The sequence below is a fragment of the Burkholderia mayonis genome, from assembly GCF_001523745.2.
In the GTDB taxonomy this organism is placed as follows: domain Bacteria; phylum Pseudomonadota; class Gammaproteobacteria; order Burkholderiales; family Burkholderiaceae; genus Burkholderia; species Burkholderia mayonis.
In genome coordinates, this window is sequence record NZ_CP013387.1 from 2,660,441 (window position 1) to 2,678,158 (window position 17,718).

The window sequence follows — 17,718 nt, forward strand, 5'->3', positions numbered from 1 at the left end:
GCCACGCCGCGCACCGTCAGCGCCTTTCATTCCCCTCCCGCTTCGCCGCTGGCGGCGCCGTTCGCATCGGGCGACTCCGTCCCGCCAAAGCTGGCGTTCTTGACTACGATCAACCGCCGATGCTCAAACCATAGCAGCATGCTTGCCGTATCAGAACCGATTCGACGCGAACCGCGCGGCGGCACCGCGATGCGACCGACGAGCCGGCCATCGCGTCGGCGTTCGGTATCGCCAAAGGTGAGGCTTTTCGGGAGCCGTCCCGCGTGATGCCGGCACTGCCGATCGCGCATGGGCGTAAGCGAGTGCGAATCGTCATCGGTGCGCCAATGCGCCGGCCGCGGCGTGTGTTGAATCGTTTGTCGCCGGGAAAAGCTGCGCTGGATCGATCCGTCGTTGCGCGAAGCGTGGATGCACAATCTCGATGTCGCCGAAGAAGCGGCGAAGCTCGGCTTCGATGAAATCCAGTTCGACTACGTGCGCTTCCCGGACGCGCGCGGGCTGCGCTTCGGCGTGCCGAACACGCGTGCGAACCGCACCGCGGCGATCACGGGCTTCCTGCAAGCGGCGCACGACCGGGGCTCGCGCCGTACAACGTGTTCGTCGCCGCCGACATCTTCGGCTACGTCTGCTGGAACGAAGACGACACCGCAATCGGTCAGCAGATCGAAACGCTCGGCGGCCCGCTCGACTACATCTCGCCGATGCTCTATCCGTCCGGCTTCACGTGGGGATTGCCGGGCTGCACGCAGCCGACCGCCGATCCGGGGCAGATCGTGCGCCGCTCGCTTGCCGAGGCGCGCTCGCGAACCGGGCTGCCCGGCGTGCGGTTCCGGCCGTGGCGGCAGGCGTTCCGCGACTACGCGTTCGACCGCCGCGATTTCGAGGCGGCGGAGATCCGCGCGCAGGTCGACGCCGCCGACACCGTCGAGACCGACGGATGGATGCTGTGGAATGCGCGGAATCACTACGATCCGAAGCAGTTGCCGAAATAGCCGCGCGGCTTCGCGACACGGCGGCGCGGCTCGCCGGAGCGGAGGCCGAGCACGCCGGGAAGCAAGGCGAAGTTCAGCGCGCCCCGACAGTGCGGCAGCCGCGGCTACAACGACTGGCGACTGGCGACTGGCGACTGGCGACTGCGACTGCGACTGCGACTGCGACTGCGGCTACGGCTACGGCTACGGCTGCGACACACGAGCCTATCCCGACCGCCCTTCACGACCCACCCGCGCCCCACGCGGTTTCCGTATCGAGCGGAAAGGCGCGATGCGCGACGCGCGCGAAGTCGAACAGCCCGTCACGCCGCGTCGCCGCTCTCCGCCGCTAATTGACGCCGGCCGCTCCGCTCGCGGCCGGCGCATCGGGCGTCGGCGTCGGCGACATCGGCGCGTTGTCGTTCGGCAAGCCGTTGCCCGGCTGCGCGGCGGGCGGAGACAGCGGCGGCGTCGACGGCAACAACGGCGGCATCTCCGGCGTGACCGCTGAAGCGCCGCCCGGCGCGGCGAACGGCACGCCGCTCGCGGCCGACGCCACCGCCGCCGCCGACGCTTCGGACGCGAACGCCGCCGCCGCGGCCGCCTCGGACGCCGCCTCGACCTCGGAAGCCGGCATCGCCTCCTCCACCGGCGCGCGCGGCGCCTTCGGCGGCGCGGCCTTCTGCGGTTCGGCTTTCTCGAACAGATAGCGATACCAGTCGTTGAGCTTGTCGCGGAACGTGTCGAACGCGCTCGGCGGCGCCTCGGTCGCGAAGCGCTCGCGCGTGTCGATGATCCGCGCGCGGATCGCCCGCTGATAGAAATCGCCGACGATCGGCAGCGCACTCCTCGCGCCCTGCCCCCAAACGCTGCCGAGCGTCACGCGACCATCGTCGAAGCCGACCCATGCGCCCGCGACGAGCTGCGGCTGCATCAGGATGAACCAGCCGTCTGTGTCGCCCTGCGTCGTGCCGGTCTTTCCCGCGACATCCGCGCGAATGCCATAACGCGAGCGGATCGCCGCGCCGGTGCCGCGCTCGACGACGCCGCGCATCACGTCGATCAGCGTGCGCGCGGGCGCCGCATCGAGCGCACGCTCGGGCGACGCGCTCGCGAACTCGGCGAGCGCTTCGCCATTGCGATCCTCGATGCGCGTGACCATCCGCGGCTCGACGTATTCGCCGACGTTCGCGATCGTCGCGTATGCGGACACCATCTCCTTCAGCGTCACGGGGCTCGTGCCGAGCGCGAGCGACGGCACCGCGTCGAGCTCGCTGTCGCGCACGCCCATCGCGCGCGCGAGCCGCGCGACCTTCTGCGGGCCGACCTTCATCATCAGTTGCGCGGTGATCCGGTTGCGCGAATACGCGATCGCGTCGCGCAGCGTCATCGGCTTGCCGGTCGGCGATGCGTCGTCGTCGGGCCGCCAGATCTCGCCGCCCTTCAGCGGGATCTCGACCGGCTGATCGACGAACGTGTCGTCGGGCGTCGCGCCGCCCGCGAACGCCGCGCCGTAGACGAACGGCTTGAACGTCGAGCCCGGCTGCCGGCGCGCCTGCTGCACGTGATCGAACGGCTCGGTCGTGAAGTCGCGGCTGCCGACCCACGCCTTGATCTGTCCGTTGCGCGGATCGATCGCGAGAAAGCCCGCCTGCACGTCGGCCTTCGCCTTGCACAGCGCGCGCGTGAACCCGCGATCGGCGAGCAGATGCTTGAGCGCCGCGTCTTCGGTCGCGCCGCCGTCGAGCGCCGCGCGGAACGCCGGCGTCTCGCGCACGAACGCGCGGAACAGCGGATTGCCCGGCGCGCAGCCGCTGCCGGCGTTCCACATCCCGTTCGCGATCCCTTGCAGCTGATTCGTCTGTCGCGCGAGCGCCTGCGTCGCATACGCCTGCAGCCGCGAATCGATCGTCGTGCGCACGACGAGGCCGTCCGAGTAGACGTTGTAGTCGTTGCGGTCGGCCCACGCGATCAGCCACTTGCGCAGTTGCTGCGCGAAATGCGGCGCGGGGCCGGGCGGCTCCTTCTGCCGCTCGAAGTCGATCCGCAGCGGCTTCTTCTGCAGCGACGCATACGCGGCCGGCGACAACTTCCCATACTTCACCATCTGCGCGAGCACCGTGTTGCGCCGCGCGAGCGCGCGCTCCGGGTTCAGCACCGGGTTGTAGTAGCTGTTGCCCTTCAGCATGCCGACGAGCGTCGCGGCGTCGAGCGCGTCGAGCTGATCGGCCGATTTGTCGAAGTACGTGCGCGCGGCCATCTCGACACCGTACGCGTTGTACAGGAACGGGACCGTGTTCAGATACGTCTCGAGAATCTGCGCCTTGCTGTAGACCGCCTCGATCTTCAGCGCGGTGATCGCTTCCTTCAGCTTGCGCGTGAGCGTCGGCGCGCGGCCGATCTCGTCCGGATACAGATTGCGCGCGAGCTGCTGCGTGATCGTCGAGCCGCCCTGCCGCTCGCCCGAGAACGTGCGCAGCGCGGCGCCCGCCGTGCGGCGCCAGTCGAGGCCGTGGTGCTCGTAGAAGCGGTGGTCTTCAGTCGAGATCAGCGCATCGACCATCTTCGGCGAGATGCCCGCGAGCGGCACCCATTCGCGGTTCGACGGCTTGAATTCGGCGAGCAGCTTGCCGTCGGCGGACAGGATCTGCGCGGGCGCGTCGACGCGCGCCTTGCGGATGTCGCCAATGCTCGGCGTGAACGGGATCAGCGCGAGCACGTAGAGCAGGAACAGCGCCGGCACGGCGGCGATGGCGAGCGCGACGCCGCGTCGCGTCGGATGGCGCAGGCGACGGAGGACGGCGGCGGCGTGCGGCTTCGCGGCGGCGAGCCTGGCCGCGCAGCGGTCGAGGAAGGACGACACGATTCGGCGATTCACGCGGTGACGCGAACAGGTGGGAAAGCGTGCATCGTACCAAACGCGGGGTGTCCCTATGTCTTTCATCGGGCGCCAGAGGCTGACTTTGGTTGATAAATGGTGCCGTCGCGCAGCATGGCGAACAGGACATCGCAGTACCGACGCGCCAGCGCGATGGGTGCTTGGTTGTGGCGCTCATCCTGTTGGATCTTGCGTGCGTTAATAAGTCTGCGAGACGGGGCCTCGTAAGGCAGCGCAGGTGGAGAGGAACAAGGCGCGCTCGAGCACCTTGTTGCCGCGTCTATTGAGAATTACGTAAGCCATGACATCACCAAAGCTCAGCTTGCTTCCAGCAAGCAGCGATGATCGATTTGCGCTTCTGGCCGCTCTTGAGTTTGCATCGAGCGGTGTGCTTCGGTTCGGCCAGGTTGTTGGGATAGAAGTTGACTAAGGCGTGCCGCTTGAGCCAAGCCGAGAGGTATTCGACTGGATTCAGATCGGGCGCGTAACCGGGCAGCAGTGCCATCTGTACGGCGCCATCCATGCTGTCGAGGTATTCGCGCACGACGCGGCTCTTGTGCTGCGCTGCGCCGTCCCGCACGATCATCACCTTGCGTCTGAGTTGCGCGCGCCGCGCTTTGAGGAATTCGACGATCTGCGCGCTTTTGATCGCGCCGTCATGCAGGCGGAACAGGAAGTTTGTACGGGCGCCTGTTCGAGCAGGCCGACGTCGCGGATCGTCTGGTCGGTGATGTTGAGGCGCTTGCAGATCGTCGCGATGTTGAGGCCGTGAATATCGCGCAACTCGGCGAAGACTGCGGTCAGTTCGAGTGGCGACGAGCACTTGCTTTCGTTGCTGAGGCAGGTCGACCAACAACAAGGGCGATTACTGCGTAGCTGAAATCAGAAAAAACCAACGTATCAGTCTTTCCAGCGTGAAGGCCGGATGATCGTCCGCAGAACACTGCCAATTTTGATTAGATGGACTTGGCCGGCGCGCCGTAAGCCGGCCGATTTCCCGTTTTCTTCAGTGGATTCGGTATCCTTATTCGCCAAAGAAGGCGGTTCGCCGGTTCCGATACCGCGCTCAATCGCCTGACAACAAGGGGCGCGACGCGCCCCATTCCGGCGAACCTGAGAAAAAAGGATTTGAACCATGACGTTGGGGCCGCGCGGGCCGCAGGAGACGGCGTTTGCGCCGATCTTCGAGGCGATTCATCGTGGGCTGTTGCAGCGCGAGCGGCTGCTGAAGCTCGACACGCCGCTCGGCGCGAACGCGCTCATTCCGTTGCGTGCGGTCGGCGAAGCGAAGCTCGGCCGCGACTACACGTGGACAATCGACGCCGCGACCACGCGCGACGATCTGAATCCCGACGCGCTGATCGCGCAGCAATCGTCGCTAAGCGAGCAGCATCGCGCGGAGAGTCTGAAAGCGGGTCACGACGCGCTCACGGAACTGACCGGCGCGACGCGGCAGCCGGTGGAGCCGGGCTTGAGCGGCGGCCGCACGCCGGGCGGCGGGACGGGCAGCGCGAACGGCTTCAAGGTGCCGGCAATGCTGCTCGGCAGCGCGGGCGGGATGGGCCTCACGACGCTTCAGTCGCTGCACGCGTCGGCGGATCGGCACGTGAACGTCGTCGCGGGTCAAAGCGCGTTCGTCGCGACCGGGAAGTCGTTCGTGACGAGCGCGGGCGAGAAGGTGAGCGTGTTCGCGCAGGACGGGATCAAGCTGTTCGCGAAGGACGCGATTCAGATCGAGTCGCATCGCGAGACGATCGACCTGATCGGCCGGAAGACGGTGCGGATCGTGTCGGCGACGGAGCGTATCGAGATTGCGGCGGACAAGGAGATACTGATCACGTCTGGGCAGGCGTATATCCGCCTGAAGGACGGTGACATTCAGATCCACGCGCCGGGCAAGATCGACATCAAGGGCAGCATGCACAGCTTCTCAGGCCCGGCCAGCATGCCGTATCCGATGCCGACGCAGCCGGATGCAGTGTGCGTGCCGTGCATGATGAAACGCGCGGCGGGGCGATCGGCGTTCGTGTCGACGGGGGGCTGATGGATACGCAAACCGTGTTCGGCGAGGCCGATTCGTTAGGGGCGCACCTATATGTGCTCGTCGACCCGTTGCAGAACGGCAGTTTCCCCGATGCATTGTCGGTCCGGTCGGATCATGTCGCGTGCCTGATGGACGGCGGAGCGGACGTGCAGGCCGTTTCGCCGCACCTCGTCTACATCCCCCCAAGTCACTTTGAATCGGCGCGCGCATGGCTGGAACGACATGGACCGTCATCGCCGTGCGCGACGATGCTTGCATCGCCAGTGCCGCTTGCAGCGCTCGCGGCGCATCTGAAGTTGTTTCTGCGCGTGCGCTTGCCGGATGGCGAACCGATCGTGCTCGCGTATTGCGTCATTCTACGAGATCGCAATACCGCTGAATTGGCGTTCTCACCGAATCGATCGGGATGTGTGAGTAAGTAACTATCAACGGAAGCGATCATGACGGTCCGACAAGCCGGTGCGAGCCCACCACCCGGTCACCCTTTTCTTCATCGTGATCTTTCGGTGCCGTCAATCGGGTGGCGCGACATCGGATGGCGCGCAAGCGTCGCAGCGCGAAAGGACGTCGACGCGGAGTCTGCAGTCAAACCATGGAAGTGTGAGAGACATGAAAAAAGCCACGCCGTTGGTCATGATTCACGGCCTGATGGGTTCATTGAATTTCTACGCGCCCCGCGAGCGCATCCGCACCGTAGCAATCCATACACCGGACCTGATCGGCTACGGTCAATTGAAGGACGTGTGCGAGCCCGAGATCACTCTTGCGAGCCAGACCGCGCACGTCGTGCGCTACTTGAACGAACAGGTCGACGAGCCGTGCATGCTGCTTGGGCACAGCGTCGGTGGCGCCATCGCGATGCTCGTTGCGGTAGCGGCACCCGAGCGTGTGCGCGGCATCATCAACGTCGAAGGGAACTTCACTCTCGCCGATGCGTTCTGGTGCCGCAAGATCGCCGCCCTCTCCGACGAGGACTGGCACGCCGAGCACGAGCGGCTCGTCGCTGATCCAAAAGAATGGCTGACAAACGGCGATGTCGCGATCATGCCGCAACGCGTCGAATGGGCGCGTGGCGCTCTAGCGAATCAACCGCGCGGAACCATTCGGGCAATGGCGCGCGCGGTAGTGGCGGAGACGGGCGACGCCAGCTATCTGCCGCGGATCCGCTCGGTCGTCGAACATGGGACCCCGCTGTTTCTACTCGCGGGCGAACGCTCTGCGTCCGGATGGGATTTACCGGACTGGGCGCAGTCAGCCGCGCGCGATTACGTCGTGCAGAAGGATGTCGGCCACATGATGATGCTTGAGCAGCCGGACGAATTCTGCCGCATCGTCGAAGACATGGTCGCCCAGCTCAGGGAAGCTTGACAACATGGGTCAGGTGGCCCGCACTTTCGCTCGCCGATGTGTTCCGCCGCGCATAGCGCTGCGACAATCGACGTCATGTGGACAGGAGGAGGCATGTCCATCGCGAAGACTGGCACTGCGCCATATTACGCGGTAATTTTCACGTCAGTGCGCACCGAAGAGGACAATGGCCATCAAAAGATGGCCGACGCGATGTTCGAGCTCGCGGCAAAACAGCCGGGATATCTCGGCGTCGAGTCCGCCGGCGAAGACTTCGGCATTACGGTGTCCTATTGGGAGAGCCTTGAGGCGATCGCAGCGTGGAAGGAGAACGTCGCGCACGTGGCCGCGCAACGGCTCGGCCGCGACGCCTGGTACAGCATGTACAAGACGCGGGTTTGCCGCGTCGAACGCGATTACGTGTACGAGGCGTCACAAAACTGCTGCGAATGAGCGGCTTCCGGCAAACAGTGCCATCAAGTAAGCGAGTTTTCGGCGGACTTTTCGATGGGAAAGGAGCCGTGCCGCCATCGACGCCGACGCCGACGCGTCGCACCTGCGGCCCCGCCTGCGACGCCACGGTTCACACCTGTCGTTCCGGGCGACTGGCGTGCGCCGCGGCAGCGGCGGCGGCCGTCATCCGCGCCGCCGCGTCGGCGTCAAAACTTGTCGTCCTTCTTGACTGCGACTTCCATGTACTGGTTCGAGAAGAAGTGTCGCGCCACCTTGATCTCCGGGCGATAAAGGCCGTTGACGAGCTTGTTGACGTGCGCTTCGCCGACGTTGCCGAGCACGCGCGCCTGCGCGTCCGGCGACAGGTTCTCGCGCATGTCGCGCACGATGGACAGCGCGATGCCCGCCTTCATGTCGCCGCCGGCAAACACCGTCTGGAACGGTTGCAACGTGCGCTTGGACAAGCGGCTGTACTCGTCGGGACTCAAGCCTTCGATGTGCCGATCGAGATTCGGCGTGCGCGCGAAGCGCATTTCGACGAGGCTGAGCCACGCGGTGTCGCGGAAATGCGGATCGTCGAAATCGAAGCGGTACGTCGTGCCGCCGAACCGGCTGCTGGGCTTTTTCGGGTCGGCGCCGGCTTCCAGCGAGAAGAACACGAAATCGTCGTTGCCGAGCAGCTTGATGTCTTCTTGCGGCGAATTCGCCTGATTGAAGATGATGTGGCGGTCGATCAGCTTCTGCCGCGAGAAGAGGCTGACCGTGTCGTTGCCGCTCTTCACCGGTGCTGCGGTGCTGTGCGTCGCGAAGAAAGGCGTCGCGAGAAAGCGCTCGACGAACTGCTTTTCCTGGCCGCTCAGCGCACCGAGTTCGCGATAGAGCCCGCGAAGATTGGCCTTCGACAGATCGCGCACATGGTCTCGCGCGTTTTGCGCGGGCACGTCCTTCCAGATTTCGCCGCTTTCGATCATCCGGCCGTGCGACTTGCCGGTGATGAACTGACGAAACGCGTTGACGATCTGGCGCGACGCGACGTCTTCGGTGAGCGTTGCGTCGCGCGCGCCGGCGGCGCCCGACCGGTCCGACGGATGCGGCACGGCGATGTCGCCTTCGCCGCCGCGTGCGACGGTGCGCGGCGTGCCAGCGACGTCGAGACGGCCGGCGTTGCGCTCTGCCGCCGCAACCTGGCCGACGCCGGCTTGAGTGGGAACGGACGAGACTGAGCGGAGATCAAGCATGGGCAAGTGGATCGTATCGGCGAGTTGAGTGGCGCGCATCGTGCGGTGCGGCGGATGCCGACTGCTCGATTGCGGAAGATTCGCAGCTCCAGGCCGCCAGCCATTCGACGAGCCCGGCGAACGCGTCCGTCAGGCGCTCGAGCGACAGGTTCTCGGGCGGCAAATGCCGCATCGCCACCAGCGCATCCGTCTGCGGATTCAGGCCGACGATCGGCACGTGTTCGTGCAACGCGCCGAATTGGCCGGCGAGCACGAAGCGAATCCAGACGTCGTGCTGCAGCGTGTCGGCCACGGGCATCGGCAATTCGCCGAGCAGCGTCAGGCAGTTCAGCGCGCGGTTGTCGTAGAGCGCCAGCTTCAGACCGTCTATCCTCAACTGGCACACGCCGGTCGCATCGAATTTCAGATCGGACAGCCCGATCTGCGCACCGAACGCGCTCAGCAACGTGTTCGTCATTTCCATCGATTGGCTCTGGGTTGATCGTAGGTCGCCAATCTTAGGCAGTCCGGCGCGTCACTCTTTCAAAAACCGCTCGTTTGTTTCGTTTTCGACTCCGAAGGTTTGCCGTTCGAAGGTTTGCCGGCCTGTCGCGCAAACGGCTTCGGAGCGGAGGCTTCGTTTTGCTTCGACTGGTGCGGGCGCGCGCCGCCGGTTCGCACGACGAGCGGGACCGGACGGGCGACGACAACCTGTGCGCCCGGCGGCGATGCGCGCTCGCACGAAGCGCCCGCTCGCGAGCGCGCTTCCCGGCCCCGCGCGCTTGCGAATGCACGCAGGACGTCGCCTGACGCCGTCACGCCTTCGCCGTCTTGATCAGGCTCTCGCAGGTCCCGACCTGCGGATCGCCCGCCGGCAGTTTCCCGCACATGCCTTCGAACTGCTTGACGACCGCCCGCACGGTCGCGTCGTGCGCGCCGCCCTGCCGCCAATGCGCGAGCTGCGTGACGACCCGCGTCAGCGCGCGCCGGTTCGCGCCGTAGAATGCGTTGCGCGTCTGGCCCGCCTGCGTCAGCACGTCGTTTGCAATCTGCCGGATTCGCGCGGCGTCGTCCGGCGCGAGGTCGACCGCGTTCGCGAAATACGCCGCGCCCCAGCGCAGCCGCGTCGCCGGACCGCTCGCCGCCTCATACGCCTTCCGGTACCAGTCGAGCGCGGCCGATCGATCGCCGCGCGCCTTCGCGTTCGCCGCGAGCCCCGACATGAAGTAATACGGCGTCGGCGAGCGCGCGAGCTCCGCCTTCAGCAGCGCGTCAGCCGCGTCGAACTGGCCGGCGTCGGTCAGCGTGTCGGCCGCTTCGCTCACGACCGCCTGCCGCGCATAGACGTTCGTCGATTTGGCGACCGCCGACGCGGTCTGCCGGCGCACCGCCTCCGCAAGCGGGGCCGGCAGCGGCGCGCCCGGCTTCGCGTCGAGCCGCGCGACGCGCACGCGGCCGTGCAGCGCCATCGTCCGGTCGATCGCGGCGAGCGACGTGTCGGCCGACAGCCGCGCGAGCGCCGCATCGAACTGCTTCGCGAGCGTCGCGCGCGCCGCCGCGTCGCCGCCGGCCAGATACTTGACGACGTCGGCCGGCGCCGCGACGAGCACGTCGTAATCGGCGCGCGCGCGCTTCGGATCGCGCAGCGCGTCGCGCACGGCGGCGGCGCCCGCTGTCTTGTCGATGTCGCCTTGCTGCGGCGGATCGCCGACCGCCGCCGACACGACCGCCTTCAATTCGAGCCGCGGCGCTTCGGCGTTCGCATGATCCGCGCGCGCATGGCTCGCGAGCGTCTGCAGCGTCGTCGCGACGCGCTCGTTCGGCACCGGCAGATCGCCGTCGGTATCCCACGAGTAATCGGCGAGCACGCGCCAGTCGTCGGGCGTCACGCGCGCGCCGTCCTTCAGCGCGGCCGCGAGCGTCTGCTTGAACGGATGCGCGGCGTTCAGGCCGATCGACAGCGCCTGCATGTAGCGGTCGAGATCGACTTCGCCCGGCAGCCGCGTGACTTCGGCGCCGTCCGGCCGGAACAGGATCATCGTCGGATAGCCGCGCACCTTGAAGCGGTCGCCGATCTTCTGCGCGTTCTCCGTGTCGCCGTCGAGATAGACCGGCACGAAGAACGACGAGCGCGACTTGAACGCCTGCTGGCTGAAGATCGTCGACTTCACCTGATTGCATGACGGGCACCAGACGGCGCCCCAGTAAAGAAACAGCGGCTTGTTCGTGCGCTTCGCCTCGGCGAACGCGGCGTCGACGTCGCCTTGCCGCCACGCGATGCCGGGCGGCAGATGCTCGGGCGCATGCGGCGCGCCGGCGGCAAAGCAGGCGGTCGCGGCGGCAAAAAGTAGCGACGCCGTCAGCTTTCGAATCGCGGTTTTCATCGATGAGAGTCCGGTTGGGGGCGGCGCCGCATTGGTTCGGCATCTTCGTCGCGGCCCGCATCGGGTTGACGTTCGAGCGCGTCGGCCACGCGCTCCGTTCTTTTACGACGCAATCGTACGAAGTATAGAAACAATTGCGGGCGCGACGGGAGACCTTCATGCGCGCGGGGAAAGTGCGATGCGGAGCGCGTCGCGCGGCGCGACGGCCGGCATGTCGCTTGCGCGAAGATCGGCGACGCCCGAGCTGCATCGCGACAGCCCGGGCAGCCGCGACGGCTGCGGCGATGGACGGAATCGACGTCATCGCAACTTATTCCGTTCGCGATGGTCGCGAGAATTACGATCGGCATATCGACTGCATCGACTGCATCGACTGCATCGACTGCATCGACTGCATCGACTGCATCGACTGCATCGACTGCATCGACTGCATCGACTGCATCGACTGCATCGACTGCATCGACTGCATCGACTGCATCGACTGCATCGATCCCGTCGACGACACGAAGCGGCGACGGCCGCGCGCGACACGCCGCGCCGTCCGTCGCGCACCGCGCATCGCTCCCCCAGAATCGCGGTAGGAATGCCCATTACTGAACACCCCCCGCACAGATCCCGGCGTGCCCAATTCGGGCACCGGGCTCCTACCTTGAGTGCTTGACGGCAAAGCGCCGATCCGGCCATGGATGAAGAATGCGAGGTTGAGGGAGCCAGGCGTCCGCGATCCTCTCGACCCGCGTCCACGTCATATGGTCCTTCTGGCTACGGCGCCGGAGCGCGCGCCGCCAGAGATCAACGATGTGGTAGCGGAACGCGCCAAGTGCGCGCGAGTTCGTGGGTACTGCGTGGTACGCGAAGTAGCCGCGCACCACCTGCCCAAGCCATTTCCCTTGCACAGGAATCGGTTCGTGCATGCGTCGCCGAAGCTCCTCCTTGATCTGCCTGAGCTTCGCCCGCATACGATCGCCCCGGGTCTTCCGCTGAAGCTGGAAGGCGCCACGGCGCGATTTGCCGCAGATAAAGATGAAGCCCAGAAAGGTGAAGGTTTCCGGCCGGCCAAGGCCGCGACGCCGGCGGTGGGCCGCCGCATAGCGACCAAACTCCAGCAGCCTCGTCTTGTCCGGGTGAAGCGCAAGCGCGAACTCCTCCAACCGCGAACGCATCGCATCCCAGAAACGCCGCGCGTCGGCTTCATGCTCGAAGCCGACCACTACATCATCTGCATATCGCAGAATGATGACGTTGCCTTTGGCTTCCCGCCGTCGCCACCGATTGGCCCAGAGGTCAAACACGTAATGCAGATACACGTTCGCGAACAGCGGTGAAACCACTGATCCCTGCGGCGTACCTAGCTCACTGATGCTCACCTCTCCATCTTCCAGCACGCCCGCCTTGAGCCATTTGTGCACAAGACGAATGATGCGTTGATCGCCGATCCGGTGTTCAATGAAACGGACCAGCCATTCCTGGCTGACCGAGTCGAAGAAGCTCCTGAGATCGGCGTCCAGAATCCAGTTCACCGGGGTACTGGTGATCGCTGTTGCCAATGCGTCCAGCGCATCGTGCTGACTGCGCCCGGGCCGGAACCCGTACGAGAAACCGAGGAAGTCCCCCTCGTAGATCGCATTCAGCACGTCAACCACCGCGCGCTGGACGATCTTGTCCTCCAGCGCGGCAATCCCCAACGGGCGCTGCTTACCGTCCGGCTTGGGTATGTACTGCCGTCGAACGGGCAATGCCCGATACGCTCCGCTGTGTACCTGCGCGTGCAAACGCTGGAGATGCTCGTCCAGTCCTGCCTCGTAGTACCGCCATGTCATGCCATCCACTCCCGGAGCCGCATCGCGTTTGAGCGCAAGGAACGACTCCCGGAGCCGGTCGACAGTGACATGGTGCAGTAGCGCGGTGAACCGCTCCTTCTTCCGTTGCCTTGCAGCTTGCCGTACACGTTCCAGCCCCTGTGACACGCTTGCCCGGTTCTGCGCTCGGCGCGTGCTGGACTGACCCGTGTTCCCCTTGGTCCCCGCCCTTCGCTCCACCTGCTCCGCTCCCGGTCTCCCGGCGTTGTTCGCAGGCTTCCTCGCTAATACGGCGGAGTCTGACTTCTCCCGTCCGTTCATCATCGGCTACGGCTCCTCGCCTTCCCGATGCGGACCAGCCCGTGTTGCGACTGGCCAGACGAGAGATCTCCCGGTTCCCGCACAAGGAGCGTCCGTGCGTGCCAGGGTCTCTGACCACGCCGGGTCGTCGAGGCGCTCGCGCTTGCGCGCCCCTTCGTGTTGCCTTCCGCGTTCTGAACCGCGTCGGCACCCGGAATAACACAACTATCGCGGCTCAATGGCTGGCCCACACGCTCCCCTACCGACGCTTCGCCGACCGCCTCGCGGCGGCCTGCGCACGGCTCGGGGCCGATGTGGCTCGCTATACCTTCATCGCAGTGGACTTGCACCACTTACTCCTTGCCGGTCTCCCGGCACACTCAGAACTTGTGCCGAATCCCGACGATCGCGAGCTCCTGCGAATCGGTGCCCGAGTTCGCGCCATACGAGCCGACGGATGCCTGCGCATCGATCACCGAGCCGTTCGCGCCGAGCGTGCGGCCGCTCGCCTTCTGGTAGCCGAGCAGCGCGTACAGATCGGTGCGCTTCGACAGCGCGTAGCCGGCGCCGAGATTCACCTGGTGATAGTGTGCGGAAGCCGGCCCCGTCAGCGACGTGTAGTTGTAACCCAGGCCCGCGCGCAGCGCCGGCGAGAATTGGTAGTTGAAGAACGCGGAGCCGCTGTTGAACTTCGCGGTCTCGTTGAACGTCGACCGCGAATCGCGGCCGTATTGCGTGTTCGAGTACGCGAGGCCGAACGTCGCCGAGCCGAGCACGTACTGACCGCCGACGCGCACGATCTGAATCGACTTCGCGCTCGCGAAGCCCTGGTTGATCACCGTGTTGAACAGCGTGTCCGAGCTGCCCGTCCACGTGCGCACGCCGTTCGCCGCGGTCGTGCCGCCGTCCGCATACAGATAGCCCGCGCCGAGCGACAACGGTCCGTTCGCGTAGCTCGCCGCGAAGCTATACGTGCGGCCGCTGCCCGTCGCGCCCGCGACGCCGCCGAAGCCGTACAGCGCGGCGAACTGGAAGCCCGACAGCACCGGGCTCGTGTACTTCACCGAGTTGCTGACGCGCAGGCTGTTGTCGTAGTTGTCGAGATCGCCCGGCGTCGCGAACACGCCGCCGAAGTAGTTGTCCTCGGTGAGCCCCTGCACGAGATCGACGACCGGATCGTATTGGCGGCCGAGCGTCACGGCGCCCCACGTGTTGCTCGTCAGGCCGACGATCGCCTTCCGGCCGAACTCGCGATTGCCGTTCTGCACGCCGGTGCCGAGATTGAAGCCGTTTTCGAGCTGGAACAGCGCCGCGAGGCCGCCGCCCAGATCCTCGGCGCCCTTCAGGCCCCAGCGGCTGCCCGACAGATTGCCGCTGCTGAATTTCACGAGCGACGACTGATTGCGGCCGTCGGCTCCCTGGACGTTGTGCACGTATGCGATGCCCGCATCGACGATCCCGTACAGCGTGACGCTGCTTTGCGCATGAGCGCCGGCGGACAGCAGGAGGCCGGCCGGCACGGCGAGTGCCGCAAGACGCTTCGTTTGCTTCATGTGGTGGTGTTCCTCGTAGTCGATTTGTCGTTGGAATCGCTGAACGATACGGACAGGACGACGGATCGAAAACCAATTAATTCTGCGATGTTTATGATGGGCGGCCACGCGGCTGGAATGCGCGGGCGGACCGATCCTCACGACCCGAGGCACCTCATGAAAAAGCAGCCCAAGCATCCGAATGTCGTCAACGTCGACGACGTCGACGAGATCGCACACATGAACGGCGATCATTGGGGCGGCGCGTACAAGCCGCTGACGCCGCTGCTCGATGCGAGTGCGGGGCGGCTCGGCGTCAACCTGTCGCGCGTGCCGCCGGGGCGGACGTCTTGTCCGTTCCACACGCATGCGCGCGAAGACGAAGTCTTTTTCATCGTGTCCGGACGCGGCGTGCTCCGGTACGGAGACGCACTCCGCGAAGTCGGCCCAGGCGATTGCATTTCGTGTCCGGCGAACAGCGGCGTCGGACATCAGCTCGCGAATCCGTTCGATAAAGACCTGATCTACCTCGGCATCGGCATGAACGATCCGCACGAGGTCTGCACCTATCCGGACAGCGGCAAAGTGATGGTGCGCAGCCTGCAGAGCGTGGGACGGCTGACGAAGACGGAGTACATGGACGGCGAACCGGATCTGCCGCGGATCTTCGAGCTCGTGCCGGCGGAGCAAGAGAAGCAATCGAAGAAGAAGGCAAAGCGCGGCAAATAGCGGGACGGCTGGCGCGGACGCTCGCCGCGCATGATGCATGCGTGTATCACGCGTCGGATATCCGGCGATAAGGAGAAACGGTCGGCGTGCGTGTCCGGCATCAGACGTGCGCCGAAAACGGCTGCATCGAATCGACGCCGACTCAGCACGCGTCCCGATTCCCCTTCGTCTTCGACGGAACGGCCGGCTGTTTCGCCTCCGTCGCGGAACGGCAAGCGCGTCGATGCTCTCCCATCACGCATCGACCACCGGAACATTCGACCGCTCGACATATCGCGGCTCGCGCCGCCACCGCGTCGCCTGCTCGAACGCATAGCCGAGCGCGAGCAGCCGCGCCTCGCTCCACGGCGCGCCGACGAACGACACGCCGACCGGCAAGCCGCGCACGTGCCCCGCAGGCACCGTCAAATGCGGAAAGCCCGCGACCGCGGCGGGCGTCGAGAAGCCGCCGCCGGCGCTGTCGCCGTTGATCAGATCGATCAGCCACGCGGTGCCTTCCGTCGGCGCGACGAGCGCATCGAGCCGCTGCTCGCGCAGCACGCGCGCGAGCCCCTCGTCACGCGCACGGCGGCCGCAGCGAGCGAGCGCGTCGCGATAAGCGGCGGCGTCGAGTCCGCCTGCCTCCTGCGCGCGCAACAACAGCTCCTGGCCGAAATACGGCATCTCCCGCGCATGCTGCGCTTCGTTGAACGCGATCACATCGGCGAGCGTGCGCACGCGCGCATGCGGCGCGAACGTGCGCAGCCACACCGGCAAGCCGTGCTTGAACTCGTGCAGCAGCACGGTTTTCTCGTCGTCTTCGTAATCGGGCTTCGGCAGATCGACCGGATCGATCACGACCGCGCCGAGCCGCTTCATCTCCGCGATCGCGCGCTCGATCTGCGCGTCGACTTCGTCATGCCCGGTGAAGTACGCGCGCGCGACGCCGATCCGCGCGCCGCGCAGCGCATTCGCGTCGAGCGCGCCGACGTAGCCGGCAGGCGCCGGCGCGTTCGCCGTCGCGGAATCGTTCGCGTCGCGGCCCGCGAGCGCGCCGAGCAGCAGCGCCGCGTCGCGGACCGTGCGCGCGATCGGCCCCGCCGTATCCTGCGTGTGCGACAGCGGCACGATCCCGTCGCGGCTCACGCGTCCGACCGTCGGCTTCAGCCCGACGCAGCCGTTGATCGCGGCGGGCGATACGATCGAGCCGTCGGTCTCGGTGCCGACCGCCATCGCGACGAGCCCCGCCGCAACCGCCACCGCCGAGCCGGAGCTCGAGCCGCTCGTCGTCCGGTCGAGCGCGTACGGATTGCGCGACAGCCCGCCGCGCGCGCTCCAGCCGCTCGTCGAGCGCGTCGAGCGAAAGTTCGCCCACTCGCTCAGATTGGTCTTCGCGACGATCACCGCGCCCGCGCGCCGCAGCCGCGCGACGAGATGCGCATCGCGCGTCGCGCGCACGCCGTCGAGCGCGAGCGAACCGGCCGTCGTCGCCATCCGGTCGCCCGTCGCGATGTTGTCCTTCAGCGCGACGGTCACGCCGTGTAGCGGACCGCGCACGGTGCCCGCGTCCCGTTCGGCGTCGAGCGCGCGCGCGATCGCTTCGGCGTCCGGATTCAATTCGACGATCGCGTTCAGGCGCGGGCCGTCGCGATCGATGCGCGCGATGCGATCGAGCGTCTCGCGCACCGCCTGCGACGCGCCCGGCCCCTCGTGCAAGGACATCGGCGCCGATTCGCCGCTGCGATCGTTGGAAGCCCGCGCTGCCGATGCATGCGTATCCGCGAGAACGGATTGCGCCGAACCCAGCGCGCCGAGCGTATGAAGGAATTGACGTCGTTTCATTCGAGCACGTCCTATTGTCGTTATGCCGCCGCGCGAGCGGGGCGGGCGGTGCGATCATCGCGCACCGTCGAACGCACGCGCCGGTGGAGTGTAGGCGAACGGCGATCGATGCGCGCACAACGATTGCCTGACGAGCGAAGCGATGCCGCCGTCTCGTCTCGTCTCGTCTCGTCTTGTCTCGTCTCGTCTTGTCTCGCCGCCCGCAGTGAACTTCCGCGACGAATCGCGATCCCTGTATCTCAC

12 protein-coding genes and 5 pseudogenes are annotated in these 17,718 nt (G+C 66.3%); 6 read left to right on the plus strand and 11 right to left on the minus strand.

Going from position 1 to position 17,718, the window contains the following annotated elements:
* Nucleotides 1–26 precede the first annotated feature (26 nt).
* Nucleotides 27–416: a hypothetical protein gene (locus WS70_RS32085; protein WP_156438440.1), complete on the minus strand. Its 390-nt coding sequence runs from the start codon at nt 414–416 to the stop codon at nt 27–29.
* On the opposite strand from WS70_RS32085, the pseudogene WS70_RS30875 reads away from it, so the two are divergent.
* Nucleotides 364–992: pseudogene (locus WS70_RS30875) on the plus strand (putative glycoside hydrolase); the annotation flags it as partial. The gene WS70_RS32085 and the pseudogene WS70_RS30875 sit on opposite strands and share 53 nt — an antisense overlap.
* 328 nt (nt 993–1,320) lie before the next feature.
* Here WS70_RS30875 and WS70_RS30880 read toward each other — a convergent pair.
* From WS70_RS30880 to WS70_RS30890, 3 genes and pseudogenes are all read right to left on the minus strand, one after another.
* Nucleotides 1,321–3,849: a penicillin-binding protein 1A gene (locus tag WS70_RS30880; protein ID WP_059597504.1), complete on the minus strand. Its 2,529-nt coding sequence runs from the start codon at nt 3,847–3,849 to the stop codon at nt 1,321–1,323.
* 62 nt (nt 3,850–3,911) lie between these two features.
* Nucleotides 3,912–4,134, minus strand: a pseudogene (locus WS70_RS30885) (IS110 family transposase); the annotation flags it as partial.
* Between the two features lie 22 nt (nt 4,135–4,156).
* Nucleotides 4,157–4,537 (minus strand): annotated as a pseudogene (locus WS70_RS30890) (transposase); the annotation flags it as partial.
* Between the two features lie 669 nt (nt 4,538–5,206).
* Between WS70_RS30890 and WS70_RS30895 the strand changes: the two are divergent.
* From WS70_RS30895 to WS70_RS30910, 4 genes and pseudogenes are all read left to right on the plus strand, one after another.
* A pseudogene (locus WS70_RS30895) lies at nt 5,207–5,893 on the plus strand (DUF2345 domain-containing protein); the annotation flags it as partial.
* Nucleotides 5,893–6,240: pseudogene (locus WS70_RS30900) on the plus strand (DUF4123 domain-containing protein); the annotation flags it as partial. The pseudogenes WS70_RS30895 and WS70_RS30900, both read left to right, overlap by 1 nt.
* A gap of 262 nt (nt 6,241–6,502) precedes the next feature.
* A complete protein-coding gene (locus tag WS70_RS30905) occupies nt 6,503–7,261 on the plus strand; it encodes an alpha/beta fold hydrolase (protein ID WP_059473883.1) in 759 nt (252 codons plus the stop codon).
* A 93-nt stretch (nt 7,262–7,354) separates the two neighbouring features.
* Nucleotides 7,355–7,693: an antibiotic biosynthesis monooxygenase family protein gene (locus tag WS70_RS30910; RefSeq protein ID WP_059473882.1), complete on the plus strand. Its 339-nt coding sequence runs from the start codon at nt 7,355–7,357 to the stop codon at nt 7,691–7,693.
* 206 nt (nt 7,694–7,899) lie between these two features.
* Here WS70_RS30910 and WS70_RS30915 read toward each other — a convergent pair whose 3' ends face one another.
* From WS70_RS30915 to WS70_RS30955, 6 genes are all read right to left on the minus strand, one after another.
* Nucleotides 7,900–8,931 carry a hypothetical protein gene (locus tag WS70_RS30915; RefSeq protein ID WP_059473881.1) on the minus strand — a complete coding sequence of 344 codons (1,032 nt, stop codon included), beginning with the start codon at nt 8,929–8,931 and terminating at the stop codon, nt 7,900–7,902.
* On the minus strand, nt 8,924–9,388 hold the full coding sequence (locus WS70_RS30920; protein WP_059473880.1) for a type III secretion system chaperone: 465 nt from the start codon (nt 9,386–9,388) through the stop codon (nt 8,924–8,926). The genes WS70_RS30915 and WS70_RS30920 overlap by 8 nt, the downstream gene beginning before the upstream one ends.
* A 337-nt stretch (nt 9,389–9,725) precedes the next feature.
* Entirely contained in the window at nt 9,726–11,294 is a 1,569-nt protein-coding gene (locus tag WS70_RS30930; RefSeq protein WP_059597854.1) for a thioredoxin family protein, read from the minus strand.
* A 337-nt stretch (nt 11,295–11,631) separates the two neighbouring features.
* A complete protein-coding gene (locus tag WS70_RS32605) occupies nt 11,632–11,772 on the minus strand; it encodes a hypothetical protein (protein ID WP_203236013.1) in 141 nt (46 codons plus the stop codon).
* A gap of 166 nt (nt 11,773–11,938) precedes the next feature.
* Complete coding sequence (gene ltrA / locus WS70_RS30945; protein ID WP_108034046.1) at nt 11,939–13,417, minus strand: group II intron reverse transcriptase/maturase; 1,479 nt, start codon at nt 13,415–13,417, stop codon at nt 11,939–11,941.
* A 356-nt stretch (nt 13,418–13,773) separates the two neighbouring features.
* Nucleotides 13,774–14,946, minus strand: a complete 1,173-nt coding sequence (locus tag WS70_RS30955; RefSeq protein WP_059597741.1) for a porin — start codon at nt 14,944–14,946, stop codon at nt 13,774–13,776.
* Between the two features lie 156 nt (nt 14,947–15,102).
* Here WS70_RS30955 and WS70_RS30960 point away from each other — a divergent pair, with 156 nt between their 5' ends.
* On the plus strand, nt 15,103–15,654 hold the full coding sequence (locus WS70_RS30960) for a cupin domain-containing protein (RefSeq protein ID WP_059472274.1): 552 nt from the start codon (nt 15,103–15,105) through the stop codon (nt 15,652–15,654).
* A gap of 234 nt (nt 15,655–15,888) precedes the next feature.
* Here WS70_RS30960 and WS70_RS30965 read toward each other — a convergent pair whose 3' ends face one another.
* Nucleotides 15,889–17,475, minus strand: a complete 1,587-nt coding sequence (locus tag WS70_RS30965; RefSeq protein ID WP_059597740.1) for an amidase — start codon at nt 17,473–17,475, stop codon at nt 15,889–15,891.
* Nucleotides 17,476–17,718: the final 243 nt, after the last annotated feature.